The organism is Streptomyces sp. NPDC017991, assembly GCF_044328075.1.
Classification (GTDB): Bacteria; Actinomycetota; Actinomycetes; order Streptomycetales; family Streptomycetaceae; genus Streptomyces.
This window is the reverse complement of sequence record NZ_JBIRGP010000031.1, coordinates 23,520-34,573: the sequence shown is the minus strand read 5'-3', so window position 1 is coordinate 34,573 and position 11,054 is coordinate 23,520. Positions and strand designations below refer to the sequence as shown.

General features: G+C 66.9%; 8 protein-coding genes, 1 tRNA gene and 2 pseudogenes. 5 read left to right on the top strand and 6 right to left on the bottom strand.

Translation table 11 applies throughout. The features are described 5' to 3' along the window. Both ACH4DZ_RS44080 and ACH4DZ_RS44075 read left to right on the top strand, forming a co-directional pair. The coding region (locus ACH4DZ_RS44080) for a hypothetical protein (protein WP_398295356.1) at positions 1–252 on the top strand (252 nt) is incomplete at its 5' end. Positions 253–573: 321 nt separating this feature from the next. After that, positions 574–647 (top strand) — tRNA-Met (locus tag ACH4DZ_RS44075). Between the two features lie 87 nt (positions 648–734). On the opposite strand, the gene ACH4DZ_RS44070 is transcribed toward ACH4DZ_RS44075, so the two are convergent. The 4 genes from ACH4DZ_RS44070 to ACH4DZ_RS44055 form a co-directional block, all read right to left on the bottom strand. Beyond that, on the bottom strand, positions 735–1,307 hold the full coding sequence (locus tag ACH4DZ_RS44070; protein ID WP_398295354.1) for a transcriptional regulator: 573 nt from the start codon (positions 1,305–1,307) through the stop codon (positions 735–737). A 105-nt stretch (positions 1,308–1,412) separates the two neighbouring features. Then, positions 1,413–2,954, bottom strand: coding sequence for a multiprotein-bridging factor 1 family protein (locus tag ACH4DZ_RS44065; protein ID WP_398295353.1), 1,542 nt, complete (start codon positions 2,952–2,954; stop codon positions 1,413–1,415). Continuing rightward, positions 2,954–3,262 carry a helix-turn-helix domain-containing protein gene (locus ACH4DZ_RS44060; RefSeq protein WP_398295351.1) on the bottom strand — a complete coding sequence of 103 codons (309 nt, stop codon included), beginning with the start codon at positions 3,260–3,262 and terminating at the stop codon, positions 2,954–2,956. The genes ACH4DZ_RS44065 and ACH4DZ_RS44060 overlap by 1 nt, the downstream gene beginning before the upstream one ends. A 477-nt stretch (positions 3,263–3,739) precedes the next feature. Then, entirely contained in the window at positions 3,740–4,594 is an 855-nt protein-coding gene (locus ACH4DZ_RS44055) for a hypothetical protein (RefSeq protein WP_398295349.1), read from the bottom strand. 773 nt (positions 4,595–5,367) lie between these two features. Here ACH4DZ_RS44055 and ACH4DZ_RS44050 point away from each other — a divergent pair. Both ACH4DZ_RS44050 and ACH4DZ_RS44045 read left to right on the top strand, forming a co-directional pair. Further along, complete coding sequence (locus ACH4DZ_RS44050; RefSeq protein ID WP_398295347.1) at positions 5,368–6,141, top strand: cyclase family protein; 774 nt, start codon at positions 5,368–5,370, stop codon at positions 6,139–6,141. After that, positions 6,132–6,275, top strand: coding sequence for a hypothetical protein (locus ACH4DZ_RS44045; protein ID WP_398295345.1), 144 nt, complete (start codon positions 6,132–6,134; stop codon positions 6,273–6,275). Before ACH4DZ_RS44050 ends, ACH4DZ_RS44045 begins: the two co-directional genes overlap by 10 nt. 349 nt (positions 6,276–6,624) lie before the next feature. On the opposite strand, the pseudogene ACH4DZ_RS44040 reads toward ACH4DZ_RS44045, so the two are convergent. Beyond that, positions 6,625–7,066, bottom strand: a pseudogene (locus ACH4DZ_RS44040) (transposase); the annotation flags it as partial. 515 nt (positions 7,067–7,581) lie between these two features. On the opposite strand from ACH4DZ_RS44040, the gene ACH4DZ_RS44035 reads away from it, so the two are divergent. After that, entirely contained in the window at positions 7,582–8,460 is an 879-nt protein-coding gene (locus tag ACH4DZ_RS44035) for a hypothetical protein (RefSeq protein ID WP_398295343.1), read from the top strand. 1,759 nt (positions 8,461–10,219) lie between these two features. Here the strand turns inward: ACH4DZ_RS44035 and ACH4DZ_RS44030 are convergent. After that, positions 10,220–10,990, bottom strand: a pseudogene (locus ACH4DZ_RS44030) (transposase); the annotation flags it as partial. Positions 10,991–11,054: the final 64 nt, after the last annotated feature.

The window sequence follows — 11,054 nt, the reverse complement described above, 5'->3', positions numbered from 1 at the left end:
ACTGCCGTCGAGACCATGGCGATGGCGGCCGGGCACTGGTTCCGGACCGCGCAGGGCGACCAGGGTGTCAGCCCCGACGTGTACTTCGTCGCCCCAGATCACCTGACCCAGCGCATCGCGTACCCGGACGCCGACGGCAAGGTCATCATCGACACGACCGGCCAATGGGCGAATTGCTGTTCGGGCCGGCACCGCACGGCCTCGGCCGCAAGAAGTAGCCTCCGTCCGGCGTGTCTCTCCGGACAGAGTTGACGCCGGTAGGCAGGTGTTCCGGCGGGCGATGACCTCGCGGGGTCGCATCGACGACGACCCGCGGCGCCACCAGAGACAACACCCCTGCCTCTGTGACAACCAGTGCGCTTCGGCGCTCATAATTCGTGCGTTGAGTTCCGTAGCGGAATGGGATGAGTAGTCGAGATCCAGCTAATCAACGTCGTCGATTTCCACAACGATTTCCGCCGTCCTGGGAATATTCAGACGAGATCATCCTCATGAGCTGACGGCCTCATAAATGGGCCGCTTCGGTGTGTGCCCGCGCGGCCGGCCTCGATGCCGTAGGGTGGGATCTACCGACGCGGGGTGGAGCAGCTCGGTAGCTCGCTGGGCTCATAACCCAGAGGTCGCAGGTTCAAATCCTGTCCCCGCTACAAAGATCCGGCCCCCTGACATCACGTCGTCAAGGGGCCGGTGTCGTCCGTGGCTCGACACGCGGGCGGAGCAGAATTCAGGGAGCGTTACGCGGCGAAGCCGATGTTGGTGACGTATTCGTACTGGCCCCACTGGGAGCCGAGGTCGACGACCTGGTCCACCCAGGCTTCGTCCAGCTCCTGCTCGTTGCCGGCCGCCCAAGCGGTGACGATGCGGTCCCAGCGGCGGACGTTCATCGTGCGGAACTCCACCGCGCGCTGGCGCGACCGCTCGACCTGGGACTGGTTGACCGGGTGGACTTCCACGCGGGTGCCGCGGCCCTCGCGGTTGAGGCGGGCGAGCAGGTAGCGGGCGACGTTGCCCCGCCGCACCGTCCGGTACGCCCGCTCGATCGCGGCGAGGTTCTTGCGGGAGGGGGCGCGGGTGCCGGCCTGCCAGGCACGCAGGGTGCGCTCGGTCACCGTCAGCCCGGCCGCTCTGGCCGCGGTACGAGCGTGGGCGCTGCGGGTGAGGTAGTGCAGGCGCGCCTGCAGGCCCCGGCGGGCGGTGATGGGCGTCGCGATGTAGCCGGCGAGCGCGTCCAGCTGACGGGCGACGGCCTCGTGGCCCTTGAGGCCGCGGGCACCGTACTTGCCGAACTCGATATTGCGCTCGGGCATCGTCTCCTCCGGGTCTCTAGGGCGTGGATCACTGTAGAGGATCGCCTGGGCCGAACTACGGCCCGGCAGGTGGAAATTGCACCGACGCGGGATGGGCAAACGGCGCTACGAGGCGTTCTCAGGGTGCTGCACGGCGGCACTGGAGGTGTCAACAGTGTAGATTTCCTTGACCTTCACCTCGGTGACGCCGCGGCCTTCGGGGAAGACCTCGCGCCAGTCGCCGACCACGTGCAGCTCGTCGGTGCCCATGGCCCGTACGACCAGGAGACCTTCGTCGTAGGCGCGGTGGGCCTTCCACCACAGGTTGGCGAAGGCCTGGGAGCGGATGAAGTGCATCCAGTCGGTGCGGTACAACTCGCGGTTGTAGTTCGACTCCCCCAGCGTGGAGACGAACTTGGAGTACATCGCCTTGATGTACTCCAGCGTCACGTCGTCGTCTTCGGCGATCGCCCGCTCGCGGGCGTCCCTGAGGACGACGCGGAACTTCTCCAGCAGCCCCTCGGTCGCCCCCGATGTCCATGACTCATGGATCTCCGGCGGATTGCACAGCCCGTACTTCGGTCCCGCCAGGCGCAGCAGCAGGCGCAGCGTCGGCTCGGTCACCCACAGCGGACCGGGCTCGTCCCGGTTGCCGATCGGGTCAGGCAGCACCGCACCGTGCTCCCATGTGGGCGGGGTGATCAAGTGCAGGCCCGCGCGGCGCCGGTCATGGTGATTACCGGTGCTGTGTTCGAGCTGCCCGAGCGGCAGATGCGTCTTGAGCGCGGACAGGTAGGCGCCGTTGACGTCCAGCGCCGTGACCTCATGCTCGCCCGCGGGGAGCTCCGGGCGGCTCCACTTCGGGCGGGCCTCCCACACCTGGTCCGCGCCGCGCGCCGTCTGCTTGCGCAGGATGTCCGGCAGCCACGGATGCGCGACCACGTCATAACGTCCGCCCTTACGGGTGTGGTCCAGGAGCACCATCGCGTCCGGAATCGCCCGCTTGATCAGGGCTGCGGTCGCCGCGTCGGCGTCGCCGGCGTGGTCGGCGAGCGCGGCCGCGACCGCGGAGCCGATCAGGTCCGGGGCATCAGCTGTCTGCATACGGCGGCCGACCGGGGCCACCTTCACGCCGGGCATGGCCCGGCCCGGCTTCCCCGCGGGTGACGGCTTACGCGGCGCTGTACGGGGCGCAGGCTGCTCCGGCAACGCGGGGGCGGGGGCGGAGGCGGGGGCGACCCTGCCGCACTCGGCGGGGTCCAGGTGCTGGGCGAACCCTTCGACCTGATGCCGGGCCGGCTGCCCGCACAGCACACACGGCTCTGCGACGGCGAGGACGTCGACGTCGTCCGGACCAGGGGTGTCCTCGGCTTCCGCCGGCTCGTCGTCTCCTGGCTCACCGGCGGTGGCGGTCGTGCCGGTAGGGCCCAGCTTCGTGCGGGCGCCCGCGAGGAAGTACGCGTACTTTTCACGTACCTCACCGCTCGGTTCGCGTCCGGACTCCCAACCTCCGACCGTCGACGGGCCCACACCCAGGGCCTGCGCGAGCTGTGCGCGTGACAGGTGCAAACCTTCGCGCAGGCGGCGCCGTTCTCCGGCAGGCGGCAGCGGGGTCCGCTGCGAGGACGCGGTGGCGAGCAGGGCGTCGATCGCTTCGAAGGCCGCCATCACAGCACCCCGCCCTCAGCCGCAGTACGGGCACCGGTGGCCGATCGACCGGACGCCCGGCGGCGTTCCGTGGGCAGGGCCTCAACCGCGCGGGTGGGGCCGGCCAGCAGATCGTGTGCCGTGATGTTGTAGTGCGCGGCGACCGCGTCGCAGTCGGCAAGGCTCCAGACCGCGGTCCCGGCCTGACGGCGGCTCACCTGCGCCTGGCTGATACTCAGCACGGTGGCGAGATCGGTCTGTGACTCGCCTGTCGCGTGCAGGAGGGCTGCGACAGCCGACCGCACCAGTTCATCAAGCGCCATGCCCATGGCGCGCATACTAACACTCGGCAGGCACGTTTGATGCGTAAATCGCATAGATGAGGGGGCGGGTTCCTTGCTGTACGAGAAGCTTACGCAGGCCGGTCTGCTGGTTGCGGTAGGCGCCGTCGCCGAGCCAGTTCGACACGGAGTACCGCTGGCAGGCGAAGAGGAAAAAGATCCTCCAGTCGCTCGTGGCAGCGTCCCACACCGTGGCGCAGAAGTTCCCGTGGCCACAGCTGAACGAGCCGACCAACGGCACGTGCTGCGTGTTGACTGCCGGCGAGATGCCCGGGGGCGCCGCAGCGAGGAAGGTGCGGGCCTGAGCGTCCGACGGTGCGGGTGGGGCGATAAAACGTTGGTCGGCCAGCGCCGGGCGAGGGCGACACCGGCCGCAAGCGCAGCATCGTGATCGAGACGACCGGCCTGCTGCTGACGGACCTCGTGACCGCCAAGAGCGTCCAGGACTCCGTGCCGAGCCTGACGTCAAAAAGCCCGCCGTTTTCCCTTTTCATTCTTTTTTTCTTGCTGTTGCTGCATTCGCCGCCTTTCTTGGTCGTTGAAGGTATTCCCTTCAGCGGAGTGTGACGTCACGCGAACTTGTTCCGCAGGCAGGTTTTCTGCGATAGAGGCGGCGAACGGATTATGTGGAGGATCGACCTCTCGATCCCTATACATGTCGATAAAACTTTCGATATCGTCTTGCGGGGGTGATTCACTCATCCGGTCGGCCTGTCCGGATCTTGAGAATTCTCCGTAGCGGTTACCCTGTTCCCGCAGGCTGAGGCCTATCGCCCCTTTGATATTCGCATTAAAATCTCCCTCGGACTGACCGGATTGCGAAGCGGCTTCCCGAGGATCAAGCGCGATGATCCTGTCCATCGTGTCCACCATCTCCATAATCTGAAGAAGAACGGACGGAACGGAAGTTTGGCTGGCCTCTGTGGATCTTGAGAATTCAGCGGCCGATTCCCGGTGATGGAGGCCACCCTGATCCTGCTTGCTGCGTTCTATTGCCTCTCTCATGTCCGCATTAAATTCTTCCTCGGACGCAGTGGGACTCACATTGCTGGCGTCGGCGAACGGATTGGCAGGTACGTGAGAGTCAGACGCCACCGTAGAAGGTCGGAATACATCTGTCGTCAGGGCGTAGGGGATGTTGGTTACCGCGAGGAATTGCTGTTCTTGGTTATCGTCCCAGGCCGAAGGCACAGGCGGCGTTTCTGACGCCACAAAGGAATAGCGCGGGGGCTCTGCATTGGAATCAGGAGAGGGCGCTATTTCACCCCTATTCTGCGACTCACCGGGGTGGTATGTGTATTTTCGATCATTTTCTGGCATGTGAGTTCCCTCTCCTCATTTCTCGTTCTGATTTTTACGACGAGAATACCGCCTGGACAAGACACAACGTTCATGGACCTCTCCCGGTTCATCACCGGCTTCCCCTTCGGAACTGCACATGTTCACCACCGTGTCCTCTGTGGTGAGAGAGCGCACCGCGGACTGACGACCGGCGAGCACACGTGAGTTCGCGGAACCACGCCCGCAGCTCATGAGGGCGGTGTCTCATTCGATCGTGCAGTACGTCGGCAGGCAGGTGCGGCCTTGACCGGGAACCCCGGCCGCCATGACCGAGAGGCGGAGTGTGAGGCTGCGCCGCGGTCAGGGAGAGGGCATGGACTCTCGTCCCGACGCGCAGTGTGGCGGGCCGCGCCTGGAGGGGAGGGCAGGGGTCATGGCTGCACGGCAAGCCGGCTGAACGGGGACAGCCGGTACGAGCGCCCTCGTCGAACTGGACGGCGTCGAGGTCCATTTCGACGTGAGGATTCGGTGATCCAGGGCACCCGCGGCACCGAGGGACGTTGACGGAGTCAGCCGCGCCGTCGAACGCTCGCGGCGTCCGTGCCAGCCGGGCTTCCGACTGGCAGCCGTCGACCGGGCGCCCGGCGATGTGCCTGTCGCCGGGCCGACGCTCGGCTCGTACGCCGAATCGGGCGTCAGGTAGTGGCGGCTTGGGCTGTGGCGGGCCGGTGCCCGGCTGCGGGCGGCGGGGCTACGGCGTTGTGGCACATCCGCCGCAAAAGCGGCTTTTCCTTTCCAGTAGTTTCTCCGTCATGAGTACGCTGCCGAAGCACGACCTCACCGGAACTGCCAACGAAACTCAATTGCCGAGCAATTGGGGCCGATGGGGTACGGACGACGAACTGGGCACGCTCAACCTGATCACCGAAGAAGCACGGGCCAGAGGCGCTGCGGAGGCTCGTACCGGACGAGCGGTCTCACTGGCCCAGCCGATCCAGTCGGCGCCGCTCATCAGCGGACCCTTCGCGCCCGCCGCCGGTGACGTCTCGCCGGTCCAGCGGCTGACGCAGTACACCGGAGGTGTGCCCGCTACGGCGGACATCATGCTGGTGACCAACCATCACATACGCTCGACCCACCTCGACGCCCTGGGGCACCAGATAGTGGACGACCAGGTCTACCCGGGGCGTCCCCTCGCGGAGAGCGTGACACCGGCCGGCGTGCGGCACGGTTCCCCGGCGGCGTTCGCCGCCGGGGTCGTCACCCGGGGTGTTCTGCTCGATCTGGCCTTCGAGGGTCCGCTGGCCGCGGGACATCCGATCACCTCGGAGGACTTCGATACGGCCGAGGCCCGCCAGGGCGTACGGCTGGAGTCCGGAGACGCCTTGGTGGTGCGCTGCGGGTGGGTCTACACCATCGACCCCGAGAGGCCGATGCCGGGCATCAGCCTGGACCGGTGCGCTGGATGCACCGGCGCGGCGTGTCCCTGTACGCAGGCGATCTCGGCGACGCCCACCCGCCGCTGGATCCCGCTGTGCCCGGCCTGCTGCACCGAGTCGCTCTGCCGCTGCTGGGCATGCCCCTGATCGACGTCGCGCAACTGGAAGAACTGGCCGTTGTCTGCGCGGAGTCGAACCGCTACGCCTTCCTGCTCACCGTGGCGCCCCCACGCATCCACGGCCTGACCGGTGTCCCGGTCAATCCGCTGGCGATCTTCTGAACGGATACGGGCACCCCCGTGGCGTTGCCTGCGGTCTGTGGCTCTTTCGCCGGGGCAATGCTCCAGGAACTCGGTGACGTCGCAGAGGAACACGGTCGGCCGACTCGCTGATCAGCTCGTGCAGGCGGGTGGTACCTGACCTCCGGGAGGTGTGCACTCTCGCCGCTCGCTGTCCCGGGAGCCCTACGGTGATGAAGAGGAACAGCTTGCCCGCTTGGCTGCCGGGTGTTCAGAGGCGACAGCGGGGGGATACATCGCGTTGCGCAGGCCGCGGTGGAAGCCGGTAGGTTCACGGAGCCTGCCGCGGAGTCGCGCGGGGCCGGGACCGAGCCGGCGTATACGGCGAGTCGGTCTCCAGCGCAGCGACCACCGAGTACGGCCGGCCGGGCACTATCTGGTGTTTGCCCTCACCTCGGCCGAAGGTGTGACAAGAAGGCCCGGCCAGCACACGTGTTGGCGTCCGGCCGCAGCCATGGTGAGACGTCCACGGCCAGCACCAGCCGACCATCCGCCGCTCTTGGCAACGGCACTCCGACCAGGGCACGAAGCAACCTTGCGACATCGATCCGCCCTTGATTGAGCCCGCTGTAGAGAGCCCCGTGACCACGACGATGCTCAGGCGCAGGAGCGAGATCAACCAGCGCCCGCACCGGCCCGTCCGTGCACAGCAGCGCGTCGCACAACTCGAACAACGCGTCGTCCCGCGCGGTCAGACACGCGTACGACTCCGACCGGAAGTGTGATACTTCCGCGAACGCATCCCTCAGGACGCCCTGATGCACCAAACTCATGATCACGGCCTTCGCGCTGATCCGCTCGGTGACGGAGCTCGGGATCAGACGGAGCCGCGTTCGACACCGGACCGTAAATGACAAGTTGAGAACCAGTGTCGCGTCCGGCGCCGACGCCGGAATCCGGTGCACCTCGGAGGAGCGCCCTTCTGTCGCTGGTCCTTCGGCCACCCTGCCCGGCCTGCCAGCGATACGTCCGCACCGTAGGGAAAACGGGCCGGTGTGAATGGAGCGGGGACGCCGCGAAACGGGCGGCAGGTTGGGCGACCGCGACGCCCGTGGCGGTGGCGGTGGCGGACAAAGTTGAGGTGATCCGGGGCCTCAAGCAGTCCCTGCCGCGCTTGGACAGCACATTGGCCGACAGTGAGTCGAGCTCCGCGTTGATCCAGCGGTCACCACGATTCGGCGACGCCCTCCATCGACTGCGTGAACGCAGGCACTCGAAATCTTGAACCGTATGGATTGGCGACGCGTTGCCGTGGACGGAGGGGATGATGCCTGTTACGACCGCACCGGTGGAACATGAAGTGAATCGATCACTACAGCAACTGAGCAGGGTCTTTGCGCAGTTGCAGAAGCTGTTGACGCAGCGTGAGGATTCGTTGGCACAGCGGAAGGCGTGGACGGAGCTCCCGCCGGAAGCATCGCCGGAGGAACATCTTGATCGGCTGCAGGTGCTGCGGGGCGAGCGCGGCCGGCAGCCGGGAATGCAGCAGCTGGCAGACAGGCTCTCGGGGCTTGGTGACCGGTTGCTGGAGTGGTCGACACCATCCAATGCCCAGATTGAGATGCAGCAGAGCCTCAAGAGCCAGTTGCGAGAGATAGGGCAGCGCGAGCGGTTGCAGCAGCAGCGGGAAGAGCTGGTGGAACAGCCCCTGCGCGAGGGACTGACGGAGGTGGCACAAGCACATCTTCCAACAGCACCTCAGCAGCGGATGCTGCAGGCGGCAGGCAGGGTTCAACAGCTCGCCAGCGAGATGCGGCAGCCAAGGTCTGATTCTGCGCCCATACCTGCGCCGATACTGGTGCCCATACCCGCGTCTCCAGCCAAGGCCGCCACGAGGAACATCACCGAACACGAAGCGGCACACATGGCTGCGCTGCGTTACGAGCAAGTGCGCATCACAGCCAGGCGAGACATAACGGCTCAGAACGAAGCCGTCGCTATGGCCAAGGAGCTCGGCTACGAGCCCTCACAGCTGGCTGACGCGATGCAGGGCCGCAGCATTCTCGGTTCCGCCGTCGTTGCTGCAGCAGCTTCTCTTCACCCGCTTGGGATGGAAGGCAAAAAGTCTGCTTCAGCAGCGTCAGCACCACAGTCATCCACTTCGGCGAATGCAGCCACATTGTCCCCCGCCCCCGCCGCGGCAGGTGACAATCGCCGCTCGCGCTGAGTTTCGCCTGAGCCCGGGACCGGCACGCGCTTACAGAACCGTCACAGATCGCCTGTTGTGACACAACAACAAATTCCCCGTCAACGGCGTCCCGGGGGTGTGCTTGTTCCTCAGCATGTTCGAGTGCTGGATCGTGACGTCCGGGGCAGCCTGGCGGATAACGCCTCGACGGGAATCGATGCGCGGTCCGGTGCCTGGGGTGGTGGCGGTCTCGCGGGCGCCGAACGGACGTCTAAGACACAGCCGGCGGGCGATGCCTTGCAGAAGATCGGCGACGTTCGGCGTCCTAGTGGACGCCACTACCCTCTTTCGCGATCCCTCGTTGGTGTTCGCAGAACGAGCCCACTGCGTGGTGGCCTCTCGTAACGCGCGAGCCGCCTGAGCTCTCGTGCAAGACCTGGGATCAGCTCGCTCGCGTGGCCCGCATGCGCTCGTGACCAGCGCAAACATCAGCACAGCGGGAGAGAAGACCTTGATCTACTGTGGCCTCGACTGGGCGGAACGGACCCGCGACGACGCGATCGAAACCTCCCGCGGCCTGTTGGTCGCCACCGCAGGCGGCTTGTGTCGGCTCGGGGGCCCGTGAACTCCAGAAGAACGCACCGACCCCCACCCGGGCCGCACGGTTGACCCGCACCCAGCTCCAAGCTGCCCTCAAGCGCGCCGGCCGCGAGCGAGTCATCGAGGCGGAGACTGCCCGCCGCCGCGATGTCTTCCTAGCTGGGTGGGCCCATCAGTTGCCGCTCATCGAGGATGCTCACGGAAAGCAGATGCCGGCGTCGGCTCGGTCACCCACAGAGGGACGGCTTCGTCGCGGTTGCCGATGGGGTTCGCAGGACCGCCTCGTGCTGGCAAGCGCGGCCGCGACAGCGGCACCCGATACGGCGTCCACTTCGGTGCGAGTGCGGGCGCCATCGAGGAAGTAGGCGTACTTCTCTCGCACCTCACCGCCCGGGTCCCCACGGATTCCCAGCCGCCGACTGTGTCGACGGACTCACCCCCGGGGCCTGCGCGAGCTGGGTCCACGGCAGGAGCAGTCCCTCGCGCAGCCGACGGCGCTCTGCGGCAGGCGACAAGCGGCAAGCGGCAAGCGGCAAGCGGCAAGCGGCAACGGAGTGCCCTCCTAGGACGCGGTGGCGGGCAGGGCGTCGACCGCTTCGAAGTCCGCCATCGGAGCGCCCCGTCCACACTCGCGGAGCGGGCACCGGCGGTCGGCCCCCAGGCACGCGGCAGCGCCGCGCGGGGAGGGCTTCGACAGAGGGCTTCGACAGTCCGGGGGGCGACCGGCCAGCGGGTCGTGCGCGGTGATGCCGTCGTACCCGGCGACCGATTCGCAGTCAGCCACGCTCCATGCTGCGGTCCCGAAGCAACAGCGGCGCACGTGGGCCTGACTCACACCCAGCGCGGCGACAGCCGATCGCATTCGCTCCTCAAGACGCATGCCTGCAGAGCACAGCACCTTCTATTGCCTGTAGCCATTACCCATTCGTATGACGCATGAGGGTGCTCAGGCCTGGGTTTGCTTCTCGTAGTCCTTCGCCCGTCACGGACGGTGCCGTGTCGTGGTAACGATGACGGCGCCGTCGGGACGGTCCGGGCTGGACTACGCCGCATGCAGGGTGTGGGCGGCGCCCCAGGCGGCCTCTTGTGTCATAACCAGGCGGCGGGCAGGTCACGGAAGGTGATGCCGTCCAAAACGGCGATGTGTTCGGCGGTTCCCGGCCGGGCGCGGTCGGCCTCGACCATCGCGCACCCGGGGCAGGGCGAGCATGGACATCCAGGCCAGCAGGTCGAGGGCGATCTGGACGATCTGGACGATCTCCAACCAGATCTGGTTCTGCGCGGTGTCGTGCAGGGGCAGGTTGCGCAGGCCGGTGGCGTGGGCGGCCCGGATGCGATCCTCGGCCCTCGCGCGCCGGCGGTGTCGCAGTTCGAGCACGGCGATCGGATCGCCGGTGGTGTTGATGGCGAACGCGGTGCGCCACAGGCCGTCGGCGTCGGTGAAGGGCGACTGGGCGCCGCGGTGCGGCCGTTCCTTGCGGACGATCAGCCGCCTCCCTTTCGGACGGCCGGTGAGGACATCGCCGGTGAGTTCGGCGACCCAGGGGCCGTCGCGGATCTCGCCGCCCGGCTCGGCGGCCACTGTCCATGCGGCGGGTGGGATCTTGAGGACGGCGTGCTGGATGGCGTCGGTGATGGTCATGCCGACCGAGTACGACAGCCACCGGCCGCGCCGGGGGAGCCAGGCGACGAACTCGTGGGTTCCGCCTCCGGACTCGGTGCGAATCAGGGTCCGGCGTTCGTGCCGGTACTTCTTCGGCATTTGCGCCAGGGCGAGTTGGGCGGTGGTGATGTGGTCGGCGGCAGTGTTGCTGGCCGCGTTGCCCCAACCTGAGCAGGCGGGGTGGTGTCCACAGGTCTTTCCCCAGGTCGCGGTGGCGGCTTCTGAGTGGGCCGGCACCAACACCCCGTCCAGGTCCACGATCACCTGCCCAGTGGTGTCCGGCGACGAGACTCCGGCCAGGCTCCTGGTCTTCCAGGCCATTTCCAAGCGCTACTTCGCGCCCTAACCGTCGTCACCGGCGTAGATGCCA

What these genes read in the sequence shown, in the direction of transcription:
- ACH4DZ_RS44060 (WP_398295351.1), bottom strand. Translation starts at nt 3,262, where the DNA reads ATGGGCATGGCGCTTGATGAACTGGTGCGGTCGGCTGTCGCAGCCCTC.
- ACH4DZ_RS44055 (WP_398295349.1), bottom strand. Translation starts at nt 4,594, where the DNA reads ATGCCAGAAAATGATCGAAAATACACATACCACCCCGGTGAGTCGCAG.
- ACH4DZ_RS44045 (WP_398295345.1), top strand. Translation starts at nt 6,132, where the DNA reads ATGCCCCTGATCGACGTCGCGCAACTGGAAGAACTGGCCGTTGTCTGC.
- ACH4DZ_RS44070 (WP_398295354.1), bottom strand. Translation starts at nt 1,307, where the DNA reads ATGCCCGAGCGCAATATCGAGTTCGGCAAGTACGGTGCCCGCGGCCTC.
- ACH4DZ_RS44065 (WP_398295353.1), bottom strand. Translation starts at nt 2,954, where the DNA reads ATGGCGGCCTTCGAAGCGATCGACGCCCTGCTCGCCACCGCGTCCTCG.
- ACH4DZ_RS44050 (WP_398295347.1), top strand. Translation starts at nt 5,368, where the DNA reads ATGAGTACGCTGCCGAAGCACGACCTCACCGGAACTGCCAACGAAACT.